This window comes from Nocardioides sp. Z24_21 (genome assembly GCF_058134345.1).
The window spans coordinates 541718-567859 of record NZ_JBYTTH010000002.1; the positions used below are offsets into that span (position 1 = coordinate 541718).

The 26142-nt window shown below is 71.9% G+C and carries 23 protein-coding genes; 20 read left to right on the forward strand and 3 right to left on the reverse strand.

What is annotated here, in order from left to right:
* Window positions 1–50: 50 nt before the first annotated feature.
* Genes AC3X7Z_RS09000 through menD form a run of 3 tightly spaced genes read left to right on the forward strand, consistent with a single transcriptional unit; the run spans window position 51 to window position 3624 of the window.
* Complete coding sequence (locus tag AC3X7Z_RS09000) at window positions 51–1070, forward strand: AMP-binding protein (protein ID WP_489975707.1); 1020 nt, start codon at window positions 51–53, stop codon at window positions 1068–1070.
* The gene (locus tag AC3X7Z_RS09005) at window positions 1070–2020 is read left to right on the forward strand and encodes an o-succinylbenzoate synthase (RefSeq protein ID WP_186340162.1); all 951 of its coding nucleotides are present in this window, start codon (window positions 1070–1072) and stop codon (window positions 2018–2020) included. Before AC3X7Z_RS09000 ends, AC3X7Z_RS09005 begins: the two co-directional genes overlap by 1 nt.
* Window positions 2017–3624 carry a 2-succinyl-5-enolpyruvyl-6-hydroxy-3-cyclohexene-1-carboxylic-acid synthase gene (gene menD / locus AC3X7Z_RS09010; protein ID WP_186340163.1) on the forward strand — a complete coding sequence of 536 codons (1608 nt, stop codon included), beginning with the start codon at window positions 2017–2019 and terminating at the stop codon, window positions 3622–3624. Before AC3X7Z_RS09005 ends, menD begins: the two co-directional genes overlap by 4 nt.
* A gap of 43 nt (window positions 3625–3667) precedes the next feature.
* On the opposite strand, the gene AC3X7Z_RS09015 is transcribed toward menD, so the two are convergent.
* Window positions 3668–4867, reverse strand: a complete 1200-nt coding sequence (locus tag AC3X7Z_RS09015; RefSeq protein WP_489975708.1) for a glycoside hydrolase family 16 protein — start codon at window positions 4865–4867, stop codon at window positions 3668–3670.
* A 136-nt stretch (window positions 4868–5003) separates the two neighbouring features.
* Here AC3X7Z_RS09015 and AC3X7Z_RS09020 point away from each other — a divergent pair, with 136 nt between their 5' ends.
* Entirely contained in the window at window positions 5004–5639 is a 636-nt protein-coding gene (locus AC3X7Z_RS09020) for an MBL fold metallo-hydrolase (RefSeq protein WP_489975709.1), read from the forward strand.
* A gap of 19 nt (window positions 5640–5658) precedes the next feature.
* Here AC3X7Z_RS09020 and AC3X7Z_RS09025 read toward each other — a convergent pair whose 3' ends face one another.
* Window positions 5659–6906: an isochorismate synthase gene (locus tag AC3X7Z_RS09025; RefSeq protein WP_186340166.1), complete on the reverse strand. Its 1248-nt coding sequence runs from the start codon at window positions 6904–6906 to the stop codon at window positions 5659–5661.
* Window positions 6907–7025: 119 nt separating this feature from the next.
* On the opposite strand from AC3X7Z_RS09025, the gene AC3X7Z_RS09030 reads away from it, so the two are divergent.
* Window positions 7026–8213, forward strand: coding sequence for an AMP-binding protein (locus AC3X7Z_RS09030; protein WP_489975710.1), 1188 nt, complete (start codon window positions 7026–7028; stop codon window positions 8211–8213).
* 36 nt (window positions 8214–8249) lie between these two features.
* Here AC3X7Z_RS09030 and AC3X7Z_RS09035 read toward each other — a convergent pair whose 3' ends face one another.
* On the reverse strand, window positions 8250–9281 hold the full coding sequence (locus AC3X7Z_RS09035) for a L,D-transpeptidase family protein (protein WP_489975711.1): 1032 nt from the start codon (window positions 9279–9281) through the stop codon (window positions 8250–8252).
* 114 nt (window positions 9282–9395) lie between these two features.
* Between AC3X7Z_RS09035 and AC3X7Z_RS09040 the strand changes: the two genes are divergently transcribed.
* The 15 genes from AC3X7Z_RS09040 (at window position 9396) to nuoN (ending at window position 26126) form a co-directional block, all read left to right on the forward strand.
* Complete coding sequence (locus AC3X7Z_RS09040) at window positions 9396–10085, forward strand: demethylmenaquinone methyltransferase (protein WP_186340168.1); 690 nt, start codon at window positions 9396–9398, stop codon at window positions 10083–10085.
* Window positions 10086–10263: 178 nt separating this feature from the next.
* Window positions 10264–10623 (forward strand): NADH-quinone oxidoreductase subunit A, encoded by a 360-nt coding sequence (locus AC3X7Z_RS09045; protein WP_186340169.1) that lies wholly within the window; start codon window positions 10264–10266, stop codon window positions 10621–10623.
* Window position 10624: 1 nt separating this feature from the next.
* On the forward strand, window positions 10625–11179 hold the full coding sequence (locus AC3X7Z_RS09050) for a NuoB/complex I 20 kDa subunit family protein (protein ID WP_186340170.1): 555 nt from the start codon (window positions 10625–10627) through the stop codon (window positions 11177–11179).
* Window positions 11176–12027: an NADH-quinone oxidoreductase subunit C gene (locus tag AC3X7Z_RS09055; RefSeq protein ID WP_489975712.1), complete on the forward strand. Its 852-nt coding sequence runs from the start codon at window positions 11176–11178 to the stop codon at window positions 12025–12027. Before AC3X7Z_RS09050 ends, AC3X7Z_RS09055 begins: the two co-directional genes overlap by 4 nt.
* The gene (locus AC3X7Z_RS09060) at window positions 12027–13367 is read left to right on the forward strand and encodes an NADH-quinone oxidoreductase subunit D (RefSeq protein ID WP_186340172.1); all 1341 of its coding nucleotides are present in this window, start codon (window positions 12027–12029) and stop codon (window positions 13365–13367) included. Before AC3X7Z_RS09055 ends, AC3X7Z_RS09060 begins: the two co-directional genes overlap by 1 nt.
* Window positions 13364–14041: an NADH-quinone oxidoreductase subunit NuoE gene (gene nuoE / locus AC3X7Z_RS09065; protein ID WP_186340173.1), complete on the forward strand. Its 678-nt coding sequence runs from the start codon at window positions 13364–13366 to the stop codon at window positions 14039–14041. Before AC3X7Z_RS09060 ends, nuoE begins: the two co-directional genes overlap by 4 nt.
* Window positions 14038–15348: an NADH-quinone oxidoreductase subunit NuoF gene (gene nuoF, locus AC3X7Z_RS09070; protein WP_186340174.1), complete on the forward strand. Its 1311-nt coding sequence runs from the start codon at window positions 14038–14040 to the stop codon at window positions 15346–15348. Before nuoE ends, nuoF begins: the two co-directional genes overlap by 4 nt.
* A complete protein-coding gene (locus AC3X7Z_RS09075) occupies window positions 15345–17795 on the forward strand; it encodes an NADH-quinone oxidoreductase subunit G (RefSeq protein ID WP_489975713.1) in 2451 nt (816 codons plus the stop codon). The genes nuoF and AC3X7Z_RS09075 overlap by 4 nt, the downstream gene beginning before the upstream one ends.
* A 2-nt stretch (window positions 17796–17797) precedes the next feature.
* Window positions 17798–19126 carry an NADH-quinone oxidoreductase subunit NuoH gene (gene nuoH / locus AC3X7Z_RS09080; protein ID WP_489976009.1) on the forward strand — a complete coding sequence of 443 codons (1329 nt, stop codon included), beginning with the start codon at window positions 17798–17800 and terminating at the stop codon, window positions 19124–19126.
* Window positions 19119–19676, forward strand: coding sequence for an NADH-quinone oxidoreductase subunit NuoI (nuoI, locus tag AC3X7Z_RS09085; RefSeq protein WP_206054495.1), 558 nt, complete (start codon window positions 19119–19121; stop codon window positions 19674–19676). The genes nuoH and nuoI overlap by 8 nt, the downstream gene beginning before the upstream one ends.
* 138 nt (window positions 19677–19814) lie before the next feature.
* Complete coding sequence (locus AC3X7Z_RS09090; protein WP_186340178.1) at window positions 19815–20690, forward strand: NADH-quinone oxidoreductase subunit J; 876 nt, start codon at window positions 19815–19817, stop codon at window positions 20688–20690.
* Window positions 20687–20980, forward strand: coding sequence for an NADH-quinone oxidoreductase subunit NuoK (gene nuoK / locus AC3X7Z_RS09095; RefSeq protein ID WP_129456153.1), 294 nt, complete (start codon window positions 20687–20689; stop codon window positions 20978–20980). The genes AC3X7Z_RS09090 and nuoK overlap by 4 nt, the downstream gene beginning before the upstream one ends.
* Before the next feature lie 52 nt (window positions 20981–21032).
* Window positions 21033–22982 (forward strand): NADH-quinone oxidoreductase subunit L, encoded by a 1950-nt coding sequence (nuoL, locus tag AC3X7Z_RS09100; protein ID WP_489976010.1) that lies wholly within the window; start codon window positions 21033–21035, stop codon window positions 22980–22982.
* 67 nt (window positions 22983–23049) lie between these two features.
* Complete coding sequence (locus AC3X7Z_RS09105) at window positions 23050–24537, forward strand: NADH-quinone oxidoreductase subunit M (RefSeq protein WP_489975714.1); 1488 nt, start codon at window positions 23050–23052, stop codon at window positions 24535–24537.
* Window positions 24534–26126: an NADH-quinone oxidoreductase subunit NuoN gene (gene nuoN / locus AC3X7Z_RS09110; RefSeq protein WP_489975715.1), complete on the forward strand. Its 1593-nt coding sequence runs from the start codon at window positions 24534–24536 to the stop codon at window positions 26124–26126. The genes AC3X7Z_RS09105 and nuoN overlap by 4 nt, the downstream gene beginning before the upstream one ends.
* Window positions 26127–26142 lie beyond the last annotated feature (16 nt).

The window sequence follows — 26142 nt, forward strand, 5'->3', positions numbered from 1 at the left end:
GACGTGGTGCCCGTCGCGCTCGGCGCGGGCGAGCGACTAGCGTTCGGCGTGTGAGTCTCCTGCGTCCCTCCGGCGAGCCCTCGGTCGCGATCAGGCAGCTCTCCCGGTGGCTGGAGGCCGACACCCCGGCCCCGCTGCTCATCGAGACGTCCGGGTCCACGGGGCGGCCCAAGGGCGTCGTGATCCCGCGCCGCGCGGTGCTGGCCAGCGTGGACGCGTCCGCGCGGCGGCTCGGCGCGACCGGCCGGTGGCTGCTCGCGCTCCCCTCGTCGTACGTCGCCGGGGTGCAGGTGATCGTCCGGTCCCTCGTCGCCGGCCACGAGCCGGCGGTCGTCGACGGCCTCGACGTCGCACGGGCGATCGAGGCCGGCCCCGCCGGCGTCCCCACCTTCGCCTCGCTGGTCCCCACCCAGCTGCACCGCATCGTCGCCGACCCCGTGCAGGTCGCCGCGCTCGCCCGCTGTGAGGCCGTCCTCGTCGGCGGAGGCGGGCTCGACCCCGACGTGCGCCGGCGGGCCGAGGACCAGGGCGTCCGCGTCGTCGGGACCTACGGCTCCTCGGAGACCTCCGGCGGCTGCGTCTACGACGGCGTGCCCCTCGACGGCGTCGGGGTGGCCATCGGTGCCGAGGGACGCGTGCGGATCTCGGGCCCCACCCTGTTCAGCCACTACGACGACGACCCGGAGCTGACCGCCGAGTGCGTCGTGGACGGCTGGTTCCTCACCTCCGACGCCGGGCGCCTCGACGCCGACGGCCGCCTCGAGATCATCGGCCGCCTCGACGACGTCGTGGTCAGCGGCGGGGTCAAGATCCCGGCCGCCGCGGTCGCCCGGCGGCTGCGCGAGCACCTGCTGGTGGAGGACGCCGAGGTCATCGGCGTCCCCGACGCCGAGTGGGGCCAGCGGCTGGTCGCCGTGGTGGTCGGCAACGTCCGCGAGGCCGAGCTGCGCGACTGGGTCAGCCTGGTGCACCCCCGGTCGTGGGCCCCGCGGGAGTTCAGGTGGGTCGAGAGCCTGCCGTTGCTGCCCAACGGCAAGGTCGACCGCCAGGCGCTCCGGGACCACCTGTGATGGACGAGCCCTACGTCTTCTCGATCCCGCTGCGCACGAGGTTCCGCGGCATCACCGTGCGCGAGGGCGTGCTGCTGCGCGGACCGGCCGGGTGGGGGGAGTGGTCGCCGTTCCTGGAGTACGACGACCCCACCTCGCGCCCGTGGCTCGTCGCCGCCCGCGAGGCGGCCGACGAGGGCTGGCCGGAGCCGCTGCGCGCCCTCGTGCCCGTCAACGTGACCGTCCCCGCGACCGACCCCGACCGTGCCCACGCGATCGTCACCGCCGGCGGCTGCCGCACCGCGAAGGTCAAGGTCGCCGAGCGGGGTCAGGTCCTCGCCGACGACCTCGCACGGGTCGAGGCGGTGCGCGACGCGCTGGGGCCCGGCGGCTTGGTGCGCGTCGACGCCAACGGGGCGTGGGACGTCGACGAGGCGGTCCGCGCGATCGACGCCCTCGACCGCGCCGCCGGCGGCCTGGAGTACGTCGAGCAGCCGGTCATGGCGGTCGAGGACCTCGCCGTGGTGCGCCGCCGGGTGGACGTGCCGGTGGCCGCCGACGAGTCGATCCGCCGCGCGGAGGACCCCTACCGGGTGCGCGACCTCGAGGCGGCGGACATCGCCGTGCTCAAGGTGCAGCCGCTCGGTGGGGTGCGCGCCTGCCTGCGGATCGCCGAGGACATCGGCCTGCCCGTCGTGGTGTCCAGCGCCGTCGAGTCGAGCGTCGGCATCGCGGCCGGGGTCGCCCTGGCCGCCGCGCTCCCCGAGCTGCACCACGCCTGTGGGCTCGCGACGGTGCAGCTGCTCACCGACGACGTGGCGACCGAGCCGCTGCTCCCGGTCGACGGGATGCTGCGGGTCGAGCGGCCCGAGGTCGACGAGTCGGCGCTCGTGCGGCTCGCTGCCGCGCCCGACCGGGTCGCCCACTGGCGCGAGCGGCTCGCGGCGGTAGGGCAGGATCGGACCCCGTGAACCCCTCCACCCGCCTGGCCCGCGACGTCGTCACCGCCCTGCGCGGGGCCCGGGTGACGGAGGTCGTGCTGGCCCCGGGGTCGCGCAACGCACCGCTGTCCTTCGCCCTCTACGACGCCGCGCAGGCCGGCGGTCTGCGCCTGCACACGCGCATGGACGAGCGCACGGCGGCGTTCCTCGCGCTCGGCCTCGCCAAGGTCAGCGGCCGGCCGGCGGCGGTGTGCTGCACCTCGGGCACTGCGGTCGCCAACCTGCTGCCCGCAGTCGTCGAGGCCGCGCACGCGGCCGTCCCGCTCGTCGTGGTGACGGCCGACCGCCCGGCCCGGCTGCGCGGCACCGGCGCCAACCAGACGACCGACCAGGCGGGCATCTTCGGGGAGTTCGCGCCGACCCTCGACGTCGCGGCGGCCGACCTCGACGACCTGCTCGCGTTCGTCCGCTCGCACGAGCACCGGCGCCCGGTGCACCTCAACGTCCAGCTCGACGACCCGCTGCTGCCCGACGACGGGTGGGACGGAGGCGACGTGCCGGCGTGGGCCGCCACCGCGGCCCCGCGGGCACCCCGGCCCCTGGAGCTCGCCCTCGGCCCGCGCACCGTGGTGGTCGCCGGGGACGACGCCGGCCCGCCCGCGCGCCAGCTCGCCGAGAGCGCCGGCTGGCCGCTGCTCGCCGAGCCGAGCAGCGGCTGCCGCACCGGTGACGCCGTGGTGCGCACCTACCGGCTCCTGCTCGGCGGCGACCTCGGCCGGCGGGTCGAGCGCGTGGTCGTCCTCGGCCACCCGACCCTGTCGCGCCCGGTGTCGCGGCTGCTGGCCCGCGGGGACGTCGAGGTGGTCTCCGTGCGCCCGCGCGGCATGTGGGCCACGCGTCCGTTCCCGGTGGCCGTCGAGGTCGACGCCCACGACGGCGTGCGCGCGGCCGGCACCGACGACGCGGCCTGGCTCGAGGAGTGGCGCCTCGCGGACCGGTCGGTCTCGCGCGGGCTCGACCGGCTGCTGGCCGCCGAGCCCGACCTCACGCCCTACGAGGTGGCGGGCGCGGTGAGCCGTGCGCTGCCGCCCGGCGGGCTGCTGGTGGTCGGGGCGTCCAACCCGATCCGCGACCTCGACCTGATGGTCGCCCCCTACGAGGTGGGCGGGCGCCGCAAGGTGATCGCCAACCGCGGCCTGGCGGGCATCGACGGCACCGTGAGCACCGCGATCGGCGCCGCACTGGGCCGACCGCGGTCGACGCGCGCGCTCGCGCTGATGGGCGACGTGACCTTCCTCCACGACACCACGGGCCTGTTCCTGGGCCCGCGCGAGGAGCGTCCCGACCTCACGCTCGTGGTGGTCAACGACGACGGCGGCTCGATCTTCGCCACGCTCGAGCAGGGTGCGCCCGAGCACGCCGACCGCTTCGACACCCTCTTCGGCACCCCGCACGGCGTCGACGTCGCCAGCCTCTGCGCGGCGGCGCGGGTGCCCCACCTGCGGGTCACCGGGCTGCCCGAGCTCGAGCAGGCCCTCGCCTCGCCCAACGGCGGGATCGAGGTGGTCGAGGCGCGGGTGCGCCGCGACAACCGCGCCGACCTCGACACAAGAATCCGCGCGCTGGCCCCCTGAGGGGCCAACGCGCGGATCCGGTGGTGCGACGTCGAGCAGTCGATCAGGCCTGCGGGGTCTCCCACACGCGGACCCAGTCGACGTACATGTGCTGCGGCAGCTTCTTGTCGCTCATCTCCAGCGCCTCGTAGTCGGAGGCGAGCAGGCTCAGGATGAGGTACTGCTGCGTCTTGGAGACGCGGGCCGACGTGCGCCAGGTCTCCTTGCCGTCGATGCGGAAGATGATCGTCTTCGGCGTCCACTGGACCGAGAAGACGTGGTAGTTCTTCGACCAGCCGTCGCCCTTGTTCTTCAGGAACGACTTCGAGTCCTTGATCCACGAGCCGGTCTTGATCAGGCGCTTGCCCTTGTACCAGTGGATGAAGCTCGTGAGGCCACCCTGCGGGTGCTTGTCACCGAAGTACTCGATGATGTCGATCTCGTGGCCGTCGCTGCCGGGGCCGTTGCCACCGACGGGCTGCGACCAGAAGCTGGAGTGCTGGCCCTGCGACTTGTGCATCTTGATGCGCGCGGCGGCGACGCCGTACTTGTAGTCGAACATGCCCTCGGTGCCGATGTGGCCGTTGAGGCGGTAGGAGATCTTCTTCTTGAGCTTGCGCGAGGCGGCCTTGCACTTCGTCTTCGTGGACGTGTCCTTGATGACGCTCAGGCGCACGGTGCCACCGGAGACCTTGACGGCCTTCGGGTCGCCCTTGGAGCACTTGCGCTTGCTGTCCGGCTCGTAGTCCTGGCCGCGCATGCTCCACGCCGGGCCGAGCGAGCTGCCCGAGAACTCGTCGGTGAACGTGGGGGTCAGCCACTGAGCGGTGTCGGCGGTGCCGCTGGTGACCTTCTTGAGGCCCTTGAACTTCTGGGCCGTGGCGCGGTAGGTCACGGCGGCGCCGCCGCTGGACACCGCGGCGGTGAAGTTGGCGTCGCCCGACTTCTCCTGCTTGGCGGTGCCGACCTTCTTCCACGAGGTCCCGTCGAGCCGCTCGAGGACGACCTTGCGGCCGACCTTGACCGGCTTGATCGTGGCGGTGACGGCGGCCTTGGCCTGGTCGGCGCTGGCGGTGCGCTTGCCCTGCTGGACGATCTGTGGGAGCACCTCCAGCGAGATCTTCTGGCCGGCCTTGGCGGTCACCGACGTCGACGCGGGCCTCGCCGCGGAGTCGGTGGCCGAGCCGGTCTCGACCGTGAGGAGCAGGGACGCGGGCAGGAGCAGCGCGACAGCGCTGCCTGCGAGCACGCGGCGTGCAGACATGTAGGACTCTCTTCGTGTCGGGTGCGATTCGGTGTTTCCCCCAGGGCACTCCACCCGTCGGAGGCTGCCCCACCCTAACCTCGTGCCCAGTCAGTACGGCGATTCGCCGTGCCGTCCGCGGACGTAGGGTCGGCCCATGAGGATCACGAAGTTCGGTCACGCCTGCGTGCGGGTGCAGGGCGACGGCGGCGTCGTCGTCATCGATCCGGGGGTGTTCACCGACCCGGAGGCGCTCGTGGGCGCGGACGCCGTGCTGATCACCCACGAGCACGCCGACCACGTGCACCCAGACCACCTCCGCGGGATCGACGTGCCCGTCTGGACGATCGCCGCCGTGGAGCGGGCGCTGCGCGAGCACGCGCCCGAGGTCGCCGAGCGGGTGACGGTCGTGCGGCCCGGCGACCGCCTCGAGGTCGCCGGCACGGCGGTGGAGGTCGTGGGCGAGAAGCACGCGGTCATCCACCCCGACTACGACCGCTTCGACAACTCCGGCTACGTCCTGGAGTCCGGCGGGTCGAGCGTCTACCACCCGGGCGACGCGCTCACCCCGCCGGGCCGGGCCGTCGACGTGCTGCTCGCCCCGGTGAGCGCGCCGTGGCTCAAGCTGAGCGAGGCCGTCGACTTCGTGCGGGAGGTCGGCGCGCCGACCTCGCTGGCCATCCACGACCGCATCTACAGCGACATCGGCCTCGACTTCGTCGCCACGCACATGGGCAACCTGCTGCCCGACTCGCAGGCCTACGTGCGCCGCGAGCCGGGTCAGGACCTCTGACCGGAGCAGTCCCGAGCGCTCAGCCGGCGCCGAGCGCGTCGCGCACCGGCACGAACTTCGCCTGCGACTCGGCCAGCTCGGCCTCGGGGTCGGAGCTCGCCACGATGCCGCAGCCGGCGAAGAGCCGCACGCCGCCCTCGACCACCATCGCCGAGCGCAGCGCGATGCCCCACTCGCCGTCGCCGGAGGCGTCCATCCAGCCGACCGGGCCGGCGTAGCGGTCGCGCGGCATCCCCTCGATCTCGGTGATGAGGCGCGTCGCCACCGCGGTCGGGGTGCCGCCCACGGCCGCCGACGGGTGCAGCGACTCGGCGAGCTGGAGCGACGTGGCGGCGTCGTGGACGACGCCGTTGACGTCGGTGGCCAGGTGCATGACGTTGGGCAGGTGGAGCACGAACGGCGCCTCCGGCACGTTCATCGACGAGCAGTGCGGCTCGAGGGCGTCGGCCACCGAGCGCACGGCGTACTCGTGCTCCTCGAGGTCCTTCGACGACCGGGCCAAGGTGGCGGCCAGGGCGAGGTCGCGCTCGTCGTCGCCGGTGCGGCGGATCGTGCCGGCCAGCACCCGGGAGGTCACCAGGCCGCGCTCGCGCCGCACCAGCATCTCGGGGGTCGCGCCGAACAGGCCGTCGACGTGGAAGGTCCAGCACATCTCGTACTGCGCGGCGAGGCGGTGGAGCGGCCAGCGGACGTCGACCGGCTCGTCGGTGGTGGCGATCAGGTCGCGCGCCAGGACCACCTTCTCCAGGTCGCCGTCGGTGATGCGCCGCACCGCGTCGGCCACGACCGACATCCACTCCTCGCCGTTGCGGGCGCCGTCGGAGAACACCAGTCCGACCGGCGGCTCGGGGGCGGGTGCCGGGGCCAGGTCGGGCGCCTCCACGGAGACGGTGGTGAGCCAGGTGCGGTCGCCGCGACGGCCGACGACGACCTGCGGGATCACCAGCACGGAGTCGCCCGGCTCGTCGGCGAACGCGAAGGCGCCGAAGCACACCAGCCCGGTGCCCGGCTCGGCGACGCGGTCGTCGACGTCGGCGCGCGCCACGGTCTCGGCCCACCACTTGACCGCGTCGCTGAAGCGGGTCGGCCCCGAGGTCTCCAGGCGGGCGGCGACGCCCCAACCGACCAGGCCCTCGCCGCGGCGCAGCCAGCTGACCGGCTCGTCGCGCGGCAGCAGGTCGAGGAGGGGGAGGTCGGCCAGGTCCACGGGGACGGTGCGCACGACGAGCGGCGCAGCAGGTCCGGGGCCGGACGCGGGGGTCGTCACGAGGGGGGAGCCTACGCCGCGGCACGGAGGACGAGGACGACAGATCGGCCAAACGGCGAACAGGAGAGGCGTGGGTCACCTACGTTGCCCCGGTAGCCGTCTCACCTAGGAGCCCGCAGGTGCCTGCCCACGAATCTCCTCTCGCACGGTTGGAGCGCCACGCGCGCAACCGCGCGCTGGAGGTCGCCGTCGCCGAGCTGCGAGACGGCGCGTGGACCTCGCTGACCTGGAACGAGCTCTACCGGCGGGCCATCGACGGCGGCGCCGGCATGATCGAGGCCGGCGTCGACCCCGGCCAGGTGGTCGTGATCCGCGTGCCGACGGGCATCCGCCAGCTCGAGATCGAGCTCGCCACCCGCGTGGCCGGGGCCGTGCCGCTGCTCCTGCCCGAGCGCCTGGACCCCGAGGGCGTGCGCCACCTCCTCGACGGCGTCCAGGTCCGTCTGGTCGTGGTCGACGACGAGCGGCGGCTGGCCCTGCTGCGCCGCGCCCCGCTCGACGGGGCCCAGCTCTTCGAGTGCGACGAACCCTCGTGGGAGCGGCTGCGCGCCATGGGGCTCGAGCGGCGCAAGCGCCAGCCCGACCTGCTGGGGTGGGTGGCGGGCGCCCGCGCCGACAGCTCCTCCGCACCCGTGCTCGGCCTGCCCCGGGACAAGGGCCTGCCCTGGCTGTTCCGGCCCGAGGCCTCCGGCGCGCTCTCGGACCTGACCGCCGCCGACGTCGTGCTGCTCGTCGGCGAGGCGACCGGCCGCTTCACCGCGGTCGCGCGCGACGCCCACCTGACGGCGGGGTGCACCCTCGCGTGGATCGAGTCGGCCGCCGACCTCGAGGGCGCCCTCGCCCACGTCTCGCCGACCCACCTGCTGCTCGACCACGTCACCGCCCGGGCGCTGGAGGGCCTGCTGGAGGCCGCGTCGGTCGACGGGTCGCCCTGGCACGCGACGCCGCGCGAGGTGCTCGACGCCGTGTCCGCCCAGGTGGCCGAGGCGCGCCTGGGCTCGCGGGACAGGAGGCTCGCGGCGGAGGCGTCCGCGCTCGCGCCCTGGTGGGGCGGCCGGCTGCGCGTGCTGGTCATGGACGCCCGGGTCAACCGGACGGTCAGCGCGCTGGCGCGGACGTCGGGCTTCCGGATCGGTCGCGTCGCGCACCACCCCTCGGTCCGGCTCGACCTGTCGCGCGAGCCCGCCGTGGTCGCGGCGCCCGCGGCGCCCGCCGTGGAGGCCGCCTCGACGGCCCTGCCCCGGCGCGGCCGCGCGGGCGCGGCCATCGACCCGGCGTTCTCGCTGACCGGGCCCCCCGGCCCCTGACCCCGGCCCTGACCCAGGCCCTGACCGCGGTCCGGCTCAGGAGCGGTAGACGATGACCTTGTCGCCGATCCGGACGTGGTCGAACAGCCACGCCACCGCGGCGCGGTCGCGCACGTTGACGCACCCGTGGGAGGCGCCGTTGTAGCCGTTGGCCGCGAAGTCGGGGGAGTAGTGGACGGCCTGGCCGCCGGAGAAGAACATCGCGAACGGCATGGGGGTGTGGTAGAGGCTGGAGACGTGGTCGCGCGACTTGCGGAACACCGCGAACGCCCCCTCGCGCGTGGGCAGCTCGTCGGAGCCGAAGCGCACCTCGACGCTCTTGAGGACCACCCCGTCGACGACCCAGCGCAGCGACCGCGACGTCTTGTCGACGCACATCGCGCGGCCCGAGAGGCAGCGTGGGTCGAGGGCCGGGCCGGTGGGCACGATGTTGAAGAGCTCGGCCCGCGTCGGCGGCCGGGTCATCGCGGTCAGCCGGGAGAGGGTGCGGCGGTCGACCTGTCCGGTCACCGGGATCCGGCGTTTGGCCTGGAACCCCTCGACCGCCTCGACGGTGGTGCGGCCGTAGCGGCCGGTCACCGGGCCGTCGTACCAGCGCAGCTGCTTGAGCCGGGCCTGCACCTGGCGCACCCGGAGGCCGGTGTCGCCGTGCTGGAGCAGCGGCGGCCCGGGCGTGTAGACGTTGTGCAGCGCCTCGGTGGTCGGCTCGGTCGTGCGGGCCACGATCGCGCGCCAGGTGCGCTCGTCGACCACCCCGTCGTCCCGCCAGTCGCGGCGGCGCTGGAAGGTCGCGACCCCGTCGCGCGTCTCGCGGTCGAAGCGGCTGGTCACGACCTCGGAGTGCAGGTCGAGCTGGTGCAGGCGGCTCTGCAGCACGCGCACGCGCCACCCGCGGTCACCGAGCCGCATCGGGGTGAACGCGCGGGCCGGAGAGGTGGACGAGGAGGTGGACGCGGAGGTGGAGCCGGGCTCCGCCGCGGACGCCGCGGTGGACGCGCCGACGGCGGAGAGACCGCTCAGCGCGCACAGCAGCGCCAGGGCGAGCGCGAACGAGCGACGGCGTGACATGTGGATCCTCCCCCGGAGCCGATGACCCCCTCGATCATCGACACTCACGATCATAGGGAGGTGCCCCGACACCCCCACCTCGCCTCCCGGGGCCGGGACGCCTACGCTCGCCGCGTGGCCCGCGCTGACCTGGACAAGCAACCGACCGACGTACGTCGCATGTTCGACACCGTGGCCAAGCGCTACGACCTCACCAACGACCTGATGACGGCCGGGATCCAGCGGTCCTGGCGCCGGTCGATGGTGGCGGCCGTGGCGCCGCAGCGCGGCGACCTGGTGCTCGACCTGGCGGCCGGCACCGGCTGCTCGAGCGAGCCGTTCGGGGCCCACGGGGCCACCGCGGTGCCGTGCGACTTCTCCGTCGGCATGCTGCAGCAGGGCAAGAAGGACCGGCCCACCCTCCCGTTCGTCGCCGGCGACGGCACGCGGCTGCCGTTCCTGGACGACACCTTCGACGCGGTGACGATCTCCTACGGCCTGCGCAACTTCGTCGACCCGGTCGCGGGACTGAAGGAGATGCTGCGGGTCACCCGGCCCGGCGGGCGACTCGTGGTGTGCGAGTTCAGCACCCCGACCAACGCGGCCTTCCGGGCCGCCTACCTCGACGGCTTCATGCGGGCCCTGCCGCGCATCGCGGCGCTCACCGCGAGCGCGTCCGACGCCTATGTCTACCTCGCCGAGTCGATCCTCGCCTGGCCCGACCAGGAGGGGCTCGCGGCGATGCTCGCCGAGGCCGGGTGGCAGCGTCCGGAGTGGCGCAACCTCACCGGTGGCATCGTCGCGCTGCACCGCGCAACCGCCTGAGAATTAGGGCACGGCCCCGTCACCTAAATCCGCAGGTCAGGGGCGGGTTCGGAGGTGCGACCCCGGGGTGACGCATCCGGCGCACGAGTCCTAGACTGTGGGTCGCGCCACTCGTGAAGCCGTTCACAAGGTCACGTGCCCCAGATGGGCGTGGTGCTGGTCCACCGGAAGGGAAGCGATGGAGCTCTACACGCCGATCCTGGCGCTGGCACTCATCGCGGCGGGCTTCGCGGTCTTCTCCGTGATCATGAGCGCCGTCGTGGGTCCCAAGCGATACAACCGGGCCAAGCTCGACTCCTACGAGTGCGGCATCGAACCGACGCCGCAGCCCGTGGGTGGCGGCAGGATCCCGGTCAAGTACTTCATCACCGCGATGCTCTTCATCGTCTTCGACATCGAGATCATCTTCCTCTACCCGTGGGCCGTCCACTTCGACCAGATGGCCCTCTTCGGCCTCGTCGAGATGGTCCTCTTCATCGGCACTGTGTTCGTGGCCTACGCCTACGTGTGGCGCCGCGGCGGACTGGATTGGGACTGACATGGGACTCGAGGAGAAGCTGCCGAGCGGCGTCCTGCTCACCACCGTCGAGGGCGTCGCGGGCTACATGCGCAAGGCGTCGTTCTGGCCGGCCACCTTCGGCCTGGCCTGCTGCGCCATCGAGATGATGACCACCGGCGGCCCCAAGTACGACCTCGCCCGCTTCGGCATGGAGGTCTTCCGGGCCAGCCCGCGCCAGGCCGACCTGATGATCGTCGCCGGCCGGGTGAGCCAGAAGATGGCACCCGTCCTGCGCCAGATCTACGACCAGATGCCCGAGCCCAAGTGGGTGCTCGCGATGGGCGTGTGCGCCTCGTCCGGCGGCATGTTCAACAACTACGCGATCGTGCAGGGCGTCGACCACGTGGTCCCCGTCGACATGTACCTGCCCGGGTGCCCGCCGCGCCCGGAGATGCTGATCGACGCGATCCTCAAGCTGCACGACCAGGTCCAGCACACCAAGCTCGGCGCCAACCGCCGCGAGGAGGTCGCCGCACTCGAGACCGACGCCCTGCGCGCGCTGCCGACCTCGGAGATGAAGGGGCTGCTGCGATGACCGAGAAGCCCGACGAGAAGGCCGCCGGCAAGGCCGCCGACGAGTCCGACGACAAGACCGACTCCAACGAGGCGGCGCGTCCGGCCGAGGAGCGCAACCTCGAGAACGCCAAGGCCCAGACCGGCACCGGCACCGGCGTCGAGCAGCGCGCGCCCGAGCAGTCGCCGGAGAACGTGCCGGCGCCGACGGGTGAGATGCACGCGGTCGGCGTGCGCCACGGCATGTTCGGTGTCACCGGCACCGGCGACACGTCCGGCTACGGCGGCCTGGTCAAGGCGATCCGCTTCCCCGAGGCGTCCCCGAGGCCCTACGGCGGCTGGTTCGACGAGGTGGCCGACGCGCTCCAGGAGCGCCTCGAGGCCGCCGGGCTCACCTCGGCCATCGAGAGCGTCGTGGTGCACCGCGGCGAGATCACCTTCCACGTCCGTCGCGAGGACCTGCCCTTCGTGGCGCAGATGCTCCGCGACGACGAGGCTCTCCGCTTCGAGTTCTGCTCCGGCGTCAGCGGGGTCCACTACCCCGACGACACGGGGCGCGAGCTCCACGCGGTCTACCACCTGACGTCGATGACCCACAACCGGCTGATCCGGGTCGAGGTCACGGCGCCCGACAGCGACCCGCACGTGCCGAGCCTGGTGAGCATCTACCCGACGCTCGACTGGCACGAGCGCGAGACCTACGACATGTTCGGGATGATCTTCGACGGTCACCCCGCTCTGACCCGGGTGCTCATGCCGGACGACTGGCCGGGCCACCCGCAGCGCAAGGACTACCCCCTCGGCGGCATCCCCGTCGAGTACAAGGGCGGGTCCATCCCTCCGCCCGACCAGCGCAGGAGCTACAACTGATGGCTACCGACAACGACCTCTACGCCACCCCGGGCGAGACCAGCCAGGGCCGCGTCTTCACCGTCACCGGCCAGGACTGGGACTCGATCACCCAGAGCATCAGCGAGTCCGCCGACGAGCGGGTCGTGGTCAACATGGGTCCGCAGCACCCCTCGACCCACGGCGTGCTCCGGCTCATCCTCGAGCTCGAGGGGGAGACGGTCACCGAGGCCCGGTGCGGCATCGGCTACCTCCACACCGGCATCGAGAAGAACATGGAGTACCGCTCCTGGGTGCAGGGCGTCACCTACTGCACCCGCATGGACTACCTCTCCCCGTTCTACAACGAGGCGACCTACGTCCTGGGCGTGGAGCGGCTGCTCGACATCGAGGACCAGATCCCGGAGAAGGCGCAGGTCATGCGCGTGCTCCTGATGGAGCTCAACCGGCTCTCCTCCCACCTCGTCGCGATCGCCACCGGCGGCATGGAGCTGGGCGCGCTGACGGTCATGACCATCGGCTTCCGCGAGCGCGAGCTGGTGCTCGACCTGTTCGAGCTGATCACCGGCCTGCGGATGAACCACGCGTTCATCCGCCCCGGCGGCGTCGCGCAGGACCTGCCGCCCGGTGCGCTCGACGAGATCCGCGACTTCATCGCGCTGATGAGGAAGCGGCTGCCCGAGTACGCCGCGCTGTGCAACGCCAACCCGATCTTCAAGGGCCGCCTGGAGGGTGTCGGGCACCTCGACCTCGCCGGCTGCCTGGCGCTGGGTCTCACCGGCCCGGTGCTGCGCTCGACCGGCTACGCCTGGGACCTCCGCAAGACCCAGCCCTACTGCGGCTACGAGGACTACGACTTCGAGGTCCAGACCTGGGACACCGCCGACTCCTACGGCCGCTTCCGCATCCGGCTCAACGAGATGTGGGAGTCGCTCAAGATCGTCGAGCAGTGCGCCGACCGCCTCGCCGGCCTCGAGGGCGCGCCCGTGATGGTGGGCGACAAGAAGATCGCGTGGCCCAGCCAGCTCGCCATCGGCAGCGACGGCATGGGCAACAGCCTCGACCACATCCGCCACATCATGGGCGAGTCGATGGAGGCCCTGATCCACCACTTCAAGCTGGTCACCGAGGGCTTCCGGGTCCCGGCCGGACAGGCCTACGTCCCGATCGAGTCGCCCCGGGGCGAGCTGGGCGCCCACGTCGTCTCCGACGGCGGCACGCGGCCCTTCCGCGCCCACTTCCGCGACCCGTCGTTCACCAACCTGCAGGCGACGAGCGTGATGAGCGAGGGCGGCATGGTCGCCGACGTCATCGTCGCCATCGCCTCCATCGACCCCGTGATGGGAGGAGTCGACCGATGAGCGCCGACCACAGCCTCGAGCGCCCTGGCCTCGACGAGAAGACCTGGGCCGAGCTGCGCGAGATCGCGGACCGCTACCCCGAGAAGCGCTCGGGCCTGCTGCCGATGCTGCACCTCGTGCAGTCGGTCGAGGGCCGGGTCACGCCCGAGGGCATCGAGGCCTGCGCCGAGGTGCTCGGCATCAGCGCCGCCGAGGTCAACGGCGTGGCGACCTTCTACACGATGTACAAGCGCAAGCCGGTAGGCGACTACCACGTCGGCGTGTGCACCAACACGCTGTGCGCGGTGATGGGCGGCGACCTGATCTTCGAGCGGCTCAAGGAGCACCTCGACGTCGGCAACGACGAGACCACCGAGGACGGCAAGATCACCCTCGAGCACGTCGAGTGCAACGCCGCGTGCGACTACGCCCCGGTGATGATGGTCAACTGGGAGTTCATGGACAACCAGACGCCGGAGTCGGCCGTGGAGGTCGTCGACGACCTGCGTGCCGGCAAGGAGGTCCGCTCCACCCGCGGCCCGCGCCTGTGCACGTGGCGCGAGGCCGAGCGGGTGCTCGCCGGCTTCCCCGACGACCGCGCCGACGAGGGGCCGGCCGCCGGCCCCGCCTCGCTGGCCGGGCTCGCGATCGCCCGTGAGAAGGGCTGGACGGCTCCGGAGGGAGAGAGCAAGTGACGGACACACTGACCCCCGTCCTCACCGCCAACTGGGACGCCGAGCGCGCCTGGACCCTGGCGTCCTACGAGGAGCACGGTGGCTACGCGGCCGTCGACAAGGCGTTCGCGATGTCGCCCGACGACGTGATCAACGCCGTCAAGGAGTCCGGCCTCCGCGGTCGCGGCGGCGCCGGCTTCCCGACCGGCATGAAGTGGGGCTTCATCCCGCAGGACAACCCCCGGCCCAAGTACCTCGTCGTCAACGCCGACGAGTCCGAGCCGGGCACCTGCAAGGACATCCCGCTCATGATGGCCAGCCCCCACACGCTGGTCGAGGGCGTCATCATCAGCTCCTACGCGATCCGCGCCCACACCGCGTTCATCTACGTGCGCGGTGAGGTCCTCCACGTCATCCGCCGCCTCCAGCGCGCGGTGCAGGAGGCCTACCTGGCCGGCCACCTCGGCAAGAACATCCACGGCTCGGGCTACGACCTCGACCTCATCGTGCACGCCGGTGCCGGCGCCTACATCTGTGGCGAGGAGACCGCGCTGCTCGAGGGTCTCGAGGGCCGTCGCGGGCAGCCGCGGCTGCGCCCGCCGTTCCCGGCCGTCGCCGGCCTCTACGCCAGCCCGACGGTGATCAACAACGTCGAGTCGATCGCCTCCGTGCCGAGCATCATCGCCAACGGCGCCGCCTGGTTCGCCGGGATGGGCACCGAGAAGTCCAACGGCTTCGGCATCTTCAGCCTCTCGGGCCACGTCACCAACCCCGGTCAGTACGAGGCGCCGCTCGGCATCACCCTGCGCGAGCTGATCGACCTGGCCGGCGGCATGCGCGAGGGCCACGAGCTCAAGTTCTGGACGCCCGGCGGCTCCAGCACCCCGCTGCTGACGCCCGAGCACCTCGACGTGCCGCTCGACTTCGAGGCCGTCGGCGCCGCCGGCTCCATGCTGGGCACCCGCGCCCTGCAGCTCTTCGACGAGACCACCTGCGTGGTGCGTGCGGTGCTGCGGTGGACCGAGTTCTACAAGCACGAGTCGTGCGGCAAGTGCACCCCGTGTCGCGAGGGCACGTGGTGGCTGACCCAGACGATGGCCAGGCTGGAGAACGGGCAGGGCAGCGAGGACGACCTCGACCTGCTCCTCGACCAGTGCGACAACATCCTCGGCCGCGCGTTCTGCGCCCTCGGCGACGGTGCCACGAGCCCCATCTCGAGCTCGATCCAGCACTTCCGCGACGAGTACCTCGCGCACCTGACCCACGGCGGCTGCCCGTTCGACCCGGCCGCCTCGACCGCCTTCGCACCGGTGGGAGCACCCGCATGAGCACGACCGACAAGGCGCCGGAGAAGATCGACACCGACCTGGTCACCCTGACCATCGACGGCGTCCAGGTCAGCGTCCCCAAGGACACGCTCGTCATCCGCGCCGCCGAGCAGGTCGGCGTGCAGATCCCGCGCTTCTGCGACCACCCGCTGCTCGACCCGGTCGGCGCGTGCCGCCAGTGCCTGGTCGACATCCCCGACGCCGGCAACGGCCGGGGATTCCCCAAGCCGCAGGCCTCGTGCACGCTTCCGGTGGCCGACGGCATGGTCGTCAACACCCAGGCGACCAGCGAGGTGGCCGACAAGGCGCAGCAGGGGATCATGGAGTTCCTGCTGATCAACCACCCGCTCGACTGCCCGGTGTGCGACAAGGGCGGCGAGTGCCCTCTGCAGAACCAGGCGATGAGCAACGGCCGCGGTGAGAGCCGGTTCTCCGAGCACGGTGGGATCAAGCGCACGTTCCCCAAGCCGATCAACATCTCCGCCCAGGTGCTGCTCGACCGCGAGCGCTGCGTGCTGTGCGCGCGCTGCACCCGCTTCTCCGAGCAGATCGCCGGCGACCCGTTCATCGCCCTCGCCGAGCGCGGTGCGCTCCAGCAGGTCGCGATCTACGAGCGCGAGCCCTTCGAGAGCTACTTCTCCGGCAACGCGATCCAGATCTGCCCGGTCGGCGCGCTCACCTCGGCCGACTACCGCTTCCGCTCGCGCCCGTTCGACCTGGTCTCCGTGCCCGGCGTCGCCGAGCACGACGCCTGCGGCTCCGCGATCCGCATCGACCACCGCCGCGGCAAGGTGATGCGCCGCCTGGCCGGCAACGACCCCGAGGTCAACGAGGAGTGGATCAGCGACAAGGACCGGTTCGCCTTCCGCTACACCCAGCTCCCCGACCGGATCACCTACCCGCAGGTCCGCGACAACGGCGAGCTGCGTCCGGCCTCGTGGCCCGAGGCGTTCGCCGTAGCCGCGCGCGGCCTGCGTGACGCCGGCGCCGCCGCCGTGCTCACCGGTGGCCGGCTGACCGCCGAGGACGCCTACGCCTACGCCAAGTTCGCGCGCGTCTCGCTCGGCACCAACGACATCGACTTCCGGGCCCGCCCGCACAGCGCCGAGGAGGCCGCTTTCCTGGCTTCCCACGTCGCGCTGGCCGGCGACGTCACCTACGCCGACCTCGAGGCCGCACCCGTCGTGGTGCTGCTCGGCCTCGAGCCCGAGGACGAGGCCGCGGCCATCTTCCTGCGGCTGCGCAAGGCGGCGAAGCGTGGGCGCACCCAGGTCGTGTCCGTCGCGCCCTACACCTCCCGCGGCCTGGCCAAGATGAACGGCCGGCTCGTGCCGGCCGCGCCCGGCACCGAGGCCGAGGTGATCGGCTCGCTCAAGGACGCCGAGCACGGCATCACCAACGACGCCGTGATCCTCGTCGGCGAGCGGCTCGCCCAGACCCACGGCGCCCTCGCCGCCGCCGCCGAGCTCGCCGCCGGCACCGGCGCGCGGATCGCCTGGGTGCCGCGCCGCGCCGGCGACCGCGGAGCGGTCGAGGCGGGCGCCCTGCCCCACCTGCTGCCCGGCGGTCGTCCCGTCGCCGAGGCGTCCGCCCGCGTCGACGTGGGTGCCGCCTGGGGCGTGGACGGGCTGCCCGTCAAGGCCGGACGTGACGGCAACGCGATCGTGGCGGCCCTCGCCAAGGGCGAGCTCGGTGGCCTCGTCGTCGCGGGCGTCGACCCCGACGACACGGCCGACCCGGCCGCGTTCCGCGCCGCGCTCGACGCCGCCGGCTTCGTGGTCAGCCTCGAGCTCCGCGAGACCGACGTGACCCGCGTCGCCGACGTCGTCCTGCCGGTGGCGCCGGTCACCGACAAGGCCGGCACCTTCGTGACGTGGGACGGCCGGGCCCGCGCCTTCGACGCGGTCTTCGCCAATCCCTCCTCCCTCCCCGACCTGCGCGTCCTGTCCGGCATCGCCGACGAGCTCGCCGCGCTCGGGCAGGGGCGTCCGCTCGGCTTCCGCACGGTGGGCGAGGTGCGCGAGGAGATGCAGTCCCTCGGTCCGTGGGACGGCGCCCGCCCGGCGCTGGAGGCCGGCAAGGCCCCGCGTCCGGCCAAGCCGGTCCGCAAGGGCGAGACCTCGTTCGCGCTCGCGACCTGGAAGCAGCTCATCGACCTCGGCTCGCTGCAGGACGGCGAGGAGCACCTGCGCGCCACCGCCCGCAGGCCCGTGGCCCGCGTGAGCCGTGCGTCCTACGAGTCGGTGCTCGGCATGCTCGAGGCCCAGCCCGGCGGCGAGCAGCTCGTCACCGTCACCGGCGACCGGGGCAGCGTGACGCTGCCCGTCGAGGTCGCCGACCTGCCCGACGGCGTGGTCTGGGTCCCGGCCCGGTCCTTCGGCCGCGGCGTCCTCGCCGAGCTCGCCTCGCCCGGCAGCCCGGTCACCCTGAAGGGAGCCTCACGATGACGATGCTCGCTCCGCTGGCGGCGGACCTCCCGGACCCCGGCCTGGCCGCCTTCGGCCAGGACCCGTGGTGGGTGATCGCGCTCAAGGCCGTGCTCATCTTCCTGGTCCTGGTGCTGCTGACCCTGTTCAACATCTGGTTCGAGCGCCGGGTCGTGGCCCGGATGCAGCACCGCCCCGGGCCCAACGTCAACGGTCCCTTCGGCCTCCTGCAGTCGCTGGCCGACGGCGTCAAGCTCGCGCTCAAGGAGGACATCGTCCCCAAGGCGGCCGACAAGGTCGTCTTCCTGGTGGCGCCGATCATCGCGGTCGTGCCCGCCTTCGTGACCTGGGCGGTGATCCCGCTCGGGCCCGAGGTCAACTTCTTCGGCCACCGGACCCCGCTGCAGCTCACCGACATGCCCGTGGCGGTGCTCTTCATGCTCGCCATCGCCTCGATCGGCATCTACGGCATCGTCCTCGGCGGCTGGTCGTCCGGCTCGACCTACTCCCTGCTCGGCGGTCTGCGCTCGAGCGCGCAGATGATCTCCTACGAGGTCGCGATGGGCCTCGCGCTCGTGGCGGTGTTCCTCTACGCCGGGTCGATGTCGACCTCGGAGATCGTCGCCGCACAGGACCGGCTCTGGTTCGGCCTGATCCTGCTGCCGTCCTTCGTCATCTACGTCATCTCGATGGTCGGCGAGACCAACCGCGCGCCCTTCGACCTCCCTGAGGCCGAGGGCGAGCTGGTCGGCGGCTTCCACACCGAGTACTCCAGCCTCAAGTTCGCGCTGTTCTTCCTGGCCGAGTACATCAACCTCGCGACCGTGTCGGCCATCGCCACCACGCTCTTCCTCGGCGGCTGGGCCGCGCCGTGGGGCATCGAGCACGTGTGGGAGGGCGCCAACAGCGGCTACTGGCCCCTGCTGTGGTTCTTCGGCAAGGTCTTCTGCTTCATCTTCCTGTTCGTGTGGCTGCGCGGCTCGCTGCCCCGCATGCGCTACGACCAGTTCATGGCGCTGGGCTGGAAGGTGCTCATCCCGGTCTCGCTGGCCTGGATCGTTGCCGTCGCGACCATCCGCGTCATCTCGCTCGAGGGCAACATCAACCGCACCTACCTCGTGGCCGCGATCGCCGTGCTGCTGGTCCTCACCGTCGGGCTGATGTTCGTCGGGGACAAGACGCCCGAGGACGAGCCCGTCGAGGCGCGCGAGGAGCCGCACGACGCGTTCGCCGGCGGGTTCCCCGTGCCGCCGATGCCGACCGGCGGTGCCGTCCGCGGCGGCGCCCAGCCCCTCACGTTCGCCCAGAGCCGCACCACCGTCACCGCCGCAGCGGAGGAGAACCATGAGTGAGTCGTCTCAGTCCGGGCAGGGCTCCAAGGGGATCAAGGAGAGCCTCTGGGACCCGATCGCCGGGTTCGGCGTCACCTTCCGAACGATGTTCAAGAAGGTCGTCACCGAGCAGTACCCGTTCGAGAAGGTGCCGACCGCTCCGCGCTTCCACGGCCGGCACCAGCTCAACCGCTGGCCCGACGGGCTGGAGAAGTGCATCGGGTGCGAGCTGTGCGCCTGGGCCTGCCCGGCCGACGCGATCTACGTCGAGGGCGCGTCCAACGTCGACCTGCCCGACGGCTCCGGTCGCTTCAGCCCCGGCGAGCGCTACGGCCGCGTCTACCAGATCAACTACCTGCGCTGCATCCTGTGCGGGCTCTGCATCGAGGCGTGCCCGACCCGCGCGCTGACCATGACCAACGAGTATGAGCTCGCCGACGACAACCGGGCCGACCTCATCTACGAGAAGTCCGACCTGCTGGCCCCGCTCCTGCCGGGCATGGAGGAGCCGCCGCACGCGATGCGCCTCGGCGACGACGAGGGCGACTACTACCGGGGGGCGACCCGATGAACCACCCCACGCAGTTCTCGTCCTCCTCCGCTTCGCTCCTCCGTCCGACAACTCCGAGGGGACCCCGATGAACCACCCCACGGAGTTCTCGTCCTCCTCCGCTCCGCTCCTCCGTCCGACAACTCCGAGGGGACCCCGATGACCTTCTGGATCCTCGCCCCGATCATGGTCGCGGCCGCGCTGGGCATCCTGTTCGTCCGCAAGGCCGTGCACGCCGCGCTGCTGCTCGCCGTGGTGATGATCAGCCTGGCGTTCCTCTACGCCGTGCTCGACGCGCCGTTCCTCTTCGCGGTGCAGATCATCGTCTACACCGGCGCGATCTTGATGCTCTTCCTGTTCGTGATGATGCTCATCGGCGTCGACGCCACGGACTCCGTCGTGGAGACCATCCGCGGCCAGCGCGCGATGGCGATCGTGCTGGGCCTGATGTTCGGGATCGTGCTGGTCCTGGGCCTCAGCCAGGTCACCCTCGGCACGGTCGTCGGCCTCGACGAGGCCAACGCCGGGGGCAACGTGCCCGCGATCGCCAACATCCTGTTCTCCCGCTACGTCTTCGCCTTCGAGGCGACCAGCGCGCTGCTGATCACCGCAGCCCTCGGCGCGATGGTGCTCGCCCACCGCGAGCGCCTCACGCCCAGGGCGACGCAGGCCGACCTCGCCGCCCAGCGGCTGCGTGACTACGCCGAGCACGGCAAGCACCCCGGTCCGCTCCCCGCGCCCGGCGTCTACGCCCGCCACAACGCGGTCGACACCCCCGCGCTGCTGCCCGACGGCACGCCGGCCGAGTCGTCGGTCTCGCGCGTGCTCGTCGCCCGCGGCACGGTCCGCTCGGCCCCGGCGTTCGCCGACGACATCGTCGACGTGCGCCGCCAGATCGGCGACCCGAGCGCGATGCCGGAGACCTCGGGCAAGGCCGGCTCGCCCGCCACCACCGAGGAGGACGTCGTCAAGCACGCCGACAGCCACGCCGCCGGTGACCCCGTCGTCGGCACGGACAAGGACACGGACCAGTGACCCAGTACATCGTCCTCTCGGCGATCCTGTTCACCATCGGCTGCGTGGGCGTCCTGACGCGCCGCAACGCCATCGTGGTGTTCATGTGCGTCGAGCTGATGCTCAACGCCTGCAACCTGGCGTTCGTGGCCTTCGCCCGCCAGCACGGCAACCTCGACGGGCAGATCACCGCCTTCTTCGTGATGGTCGTGGCCGCTGCCGAGGTCGTGATCGGGCTCGCGATCATCATGACCATCTTCCGCACCCGACGCTCGGCCTCGGTCGACGACGCCAGCCTGCTGAAGTACTGAGGGAGCACTCGTGAACCTGTTGTCCCACTCGGTCCTCGCCGCAGGGCTGCCGATGGCCGAGGGCGCCAGCGCGCCGATCGTCGCGCCCGACACCGGTGCCGGTGGCGTCTTCGACCTGCTGTGGCTGGTCATCGCGCTGCCGCTGCTCGGCGCGGTCCTGCTGCTCGGCGTCGCGCCGTTCCTGCCCGCCTCGCTCAAGGCGGCCGTCGACAAGCACGGCCACCTCCTCGGCACCGCGACGACCGCGCTGTCGTTCGTGGTCAGCCTCGTGCTCTTCGTCGCGCTGCTCGGGCGCGAGGACGACGCCCGCCAGATGGGCCAGCACCTCTGGACGTGGTTCGAGACCGGCTCGCTGACGGTCGACATGGACCTGCTCTACGACCCGCTGTCCGCGCTGTTCCTGCTGCTCATCACCGGCGTCGGCTCGCTGATCCACGTCTACGCCATCGGCTACATGGAGCACGACCCGCGCCGCCGCCGCTTCTTCGGCTACCTCAACCTGTTCGTCGCCGCGATGCTCACGCTGATCCTCTCGGCCAACTTCGTGGGCCTGTTCCTGGGCTGGGAGGGAGTCGGCCTGGCGTCCTACCTGCTCATCGGCTTCTGGCAGCACAAGCCGTCGGCCGCGGCCGCGGCCAAGAAGGCCTTCGTCATCAACCGCGTGGGCGACATCGGGCTGTCGCTGGCGATCGCGCTGATGTTCGCCACCTTCGGCACCACCGACTTCGGCGCCGTCAGCGAGCTGGCCGGCGAGGCCGGACAGGGCACGCTCAACGCCCTGGGCCTGCTGCTCCTGCTCGCCGCGTGCGGCAAGTCCGCCCAGGTGCCGCTGCAGGCGTGGCTGCTCGACGCGATGGAGGGCCCGACCCCGGTCTCGGCCCTGATCCACGCCGCGACCATGGTCACCGCCGGCGTCTACCTCGTGGTGCGGTCCAACTTCATCTACGACCTCACGCCCGTCGCCCAGACCGCTGTGGTCATCGTCGCCACCGTCACGCTCCTGTGGGGCGCGATCCTCGGCTGCGCCAAGGACGACATCAAGAAGGCGCTCGCCGGCTCCACGATGAGCCAGATCGGCTACATGATGCTCGCCGCCGGCCTCGGCCCGGTGGGCTACCCGTTCGCGATCTTCCACCTGCTCACGCACGGGTTCTTCAAGGCCAACATGTTCCTCGGCGCGGGCTCGGTCATGCACGGCATGAACGACGACGTCGACATGCGCCACTACGGCGCGCTCAACAAGGCGATGCCGATCACCTTCGTGACCTTTGCGATGGGCTACCTCGCGATCATCGGGTTCCCCGGCTTCTCCGGCTTCTGGTCCAAGGACAAGATCATCGAGTCGGCCCTGGCCGACAACCTGCTGATCGGTCTCCTGGCGCTGCTCGGCGCCGGCATCACCGCCTTCTACATGACGCGCCTGATGCTGATGACCTTCTTCACCAGCAAGCGCTGGGCGCCCGACGTGCACCCGCACGAGTCGCCCAAGGTGATGACGGTGCCGCTCGTCGTGCTGGCCGCGCTCTCGGTCCTCGGCGGCGTCCTGCTGCTCGGCGACTGGATCGTCACGTGGCTCGAGCCCGTCACCGGGCACGCCGAGCACCACGAGCCCCCGCTGCCGGCCATCGTGATCACGCTGATCATCACCGCCGTCGTCGCGCTGGGCGTGGCCGCGGCATGGTTCCTGGTGGGCAAGCGGGAGGTCCCGCGCGAGGCGCCGCGGGACGTGTCGTTCGCGACGCGGGCGGCCCGGGCCGACCTCTACGGCGACGCCATCAACGACGCCGTCGTCGTGCGTCCCGCTGCCGAGCTCGTCGGCGGCCTGACGACGTTCGACCGGGTCGGCGTCGACGGGGTCATCGAGGGCGGCTCGGCGGCCGTCGGCGGCCTGTCCAGGACGCTGCGCCGCGTCCAGAACGGGTTCGTCCGCTCCTACGCCCTGTCGGTCCTCGGCGGTGCGCTCCTCCTCGTCCTCGCCCTCCTGGTGGTGAACCTCGGATGAGCACCCTCCAGAGCCCTCCGCCCTCCCCGCTCAGCTCCTCCGTCGAACACCCCTGCGAGGACCCCGCATGACTCTCACGATCCTGATCCTGCTGCCGCTGGTCGGCGCGCTCGTCACGGCCCTGGTGCCGCACGCGGTCGCCCGGCTGGTCGGCCTCGGCTTCGCCGCCGCGACCCTGGTCGCCGCGGTCGTCGCCGCGACGCAGTACGACGTGGACGGCGGCATGCAGCTCACCGAGACCCACACGTGGATCGAGTCGCTGGGCGTCCACTACGCGCTCGGCCTCGACGGCCTCGGCCTGCTGATGGTCCTGCTCACGGTCGCGCTCGTGCCGATCGTGATGCTGGCCGGCTGGAACGAGTCGGACGCGGCGGGCAACAGCGGGGCGAGGGCCTTCTTCGCCTGGACCCTCGGCCTCGAGGCCATGTCGCTGGCCGTCTTCACCGCCACCGACGTGCTGCTGTTCTACGTCGTGTTCGAGGCGACGCTGATCCCGGCCTACTTCCTGATCGGCGGCTTCGGCCGGGCCGGCCGCGGACGCGCCGCGACCAAGTTCCTGATCTACCAGCTCGCCGGCGGGCTCATCATGCTCGCCTCGGTGATCGGGCTCTACGTCGTCTCGGCCGACGCCGGCAACCCGAGCTTCCTGATCAGCGACCTGGCCGCCCTCGACATCGACGAGACCACGCAGCGCTGGCTGTTCGTCGGCTTCTTCATCGCCTTCGCGATCAAGGCGCCGATGTTCCCGGTGCACACCTGGCTCGCCGACACCACCGAGAGGGCCACCACCGGCACCTCCGTGCTGCTGGTCTGCATCCTCGACAAGATCGGCACCTTCGGGATGCTGCGGTTCTGCCTGGGGCTGCTGCCCGAGGCCTCGCAGTGGGCCACCCCGGCGGTCGTCGTGCTGGCGCTGATCTCGATCATCTACGGCGCCCTCGTCGCCATCGGCCAGGACGACGTCCTGCGCCTGATCGGCCTCACGTCGCTGTCGCACTTCGGCTTCATCGTGCTGGGCATCTTCGTCTTCAGCCCGACCGGCGGGTCCGGCGCGATCCTCTACATGGTCAACCACGGCATCGCGACGGCGCTGATGTTCCTCGCTGCCGGGTTCCTCATCCGGCGCACGGGCACCGCGTCGATCCGCGAGATGGGCGGGGTCGAGAAGGCCGCGCCGGTGCTGGCCGGCTTCTTCCTCGTCGGCGGCCTCGCCGCGGCGGGCCTCCCCGGCCTGTCGCCGTTCGTCTCCGAGATGCTCGTCATCATCGCCGCGTTCGACTACCACTGGGTGGTCGGTGCGGTCGCGGTGCTCGCGATCGTCCTGGCCGCGTTCTACGCGCTCTGGATGTACCAGCGCACGATGACCGGCCCCGGTCGCGTCGACACGGCCCCCGTGGCCGACCTCGACCGGCGTGAGACCGGCATCCTCGCCCCGCTGCTGCTCGCACTCGTGCTGTTCGGCTTCTACCCGATGCCGCTGCTCGACGTCATCAACCCGTTCGTCAACGACTCGCTCGCGAGCGTGGGCATCGGCCAGGAGGGTGGTCCCCAGTGACCGAGTTCGTGAAGCCCATCGTCGACTACTTCGAGCTCTGGCCGCTGCTGGTCGTCTTCGGTGTGGCCTGCCTCGGCGTGGTCGTCGAGGCGTTCCTGCCGCGCGGGATCCGCTATCCCGCGCAGGTCGTGCTGGCCCTCGGTGGTCTCGTGCTCGCCCTGGTGGGCGTCGTGCTCGTCGCCCAGGACGTCCCGACCTACGACGGCGACGCGGCGCGCGGCGTGCTCGCCATGGGCGGCACCATCGCGGTCGACGGGCCGAGCCTCTTCATCTGGGGCCTGGTCCTCGCGCTGGCGATCGCGGGCGTGCTGCTCTTCGCCGAGCGGCACCTCGACGGCGGGGTGTCGGCGTTCGCCGGCCAGGCCGCCGCGGTGCCGGGCACCGACGCCGAGACGGCCTCGATCGCGGCCAACCGCGAGCACACCGAGGTCTACCCGCTGATGATGTTCGCGGTCTTCGGCATGATGCTGTTCCCCGCGGCCAACGACCTGCTGACGATGTTCGTCGGCCTCGAGGTCCTCTCGCTGCCGCTCTACCTGCTGAGCGGACTGGCGCGCAGGCGTCGCCTGCTCAGCCAGGAGGCCGCGCTCAAGTACTTCCTGCTCGGCGCCTTCTCCTCCGGCTTCTTCCTCTACGGCGCCGCGCTGCTCTACGGCTTCGCCGGCTCGCTCGACTTCGCCGCCATCAACGAGGCCGTCCGCAACGACGTGGGCAACCAGAGCCTGCTGCTGATCGGCACCGGCCTGCTCGCCGTGGGTCTGCTGTTCAAGGTCGGCGCCGTGCCCTTCCAGGCATGGACGCCCGACGTCTACCAGGGCGCGCCCACCCCGGTCACCGCGTTCATGGCGGCCGGCACCAAGGTCGCGGCGTTCGGCGCGCTCATGCGGCTCTTCTACGTCGCCCTCGGCGCCGACCGCTGGTCGTGGCAGCCGATGCTGTGGGTCATCGCCATCCTCTCGATGTTCGTCGGCGCGGCGCTGGCCATCACGCAGAGCGACATCAAGCGCCTGCTGGCCTACTCCTCGATCGCGCACACCGGCTTCATCCTCACCGGCGTGGTGGGCCTGCAGGCCGCCGACCAGCTGGCCCCGGGCGAGATCACCTCGCTCCAGGCCGTGCTGTTCTACCTCGCGACCTACGGCTTCGCCACGATCGGTGCGTTCGCGGTCGTGAGTCTGGTCCGCGACGGTGGCGGCGAGACCACCGCGATCGACCGCTGGGCGGGCCTGGGCAAGGAGTCCCCGGTCGTCGCCGCGGTGTTCGCCCTCTTCCTGCTGGCGATGGCGGGCATCCCGCTCACCTCCGGCTTCGTGGGCAAGCTGGCGGTCTTCTCCGCGGCGCTCGCCGCGGGCGCGTGGCCGGTGGTCATCGCGGCCGTGATCGCGAGCATCATCGCCGCGTTCCTCTACGTCCGGGTCATCAAGGTCATGTACTTCGACGAGCCCGTCGGCGACGGTCCGAGCGTGGCCTACCCGTCGGTGCTCACCGCGGCGACCATCGCCGTCGGAGCCGCGGTGACCCTCGTCCTCGGCGTGGTGCCGGGGCCGGTGCTCGACCTGGCGGCGGTTGCGGGAGAATTCATCAGGTGACCGACTCGCCCCTCGC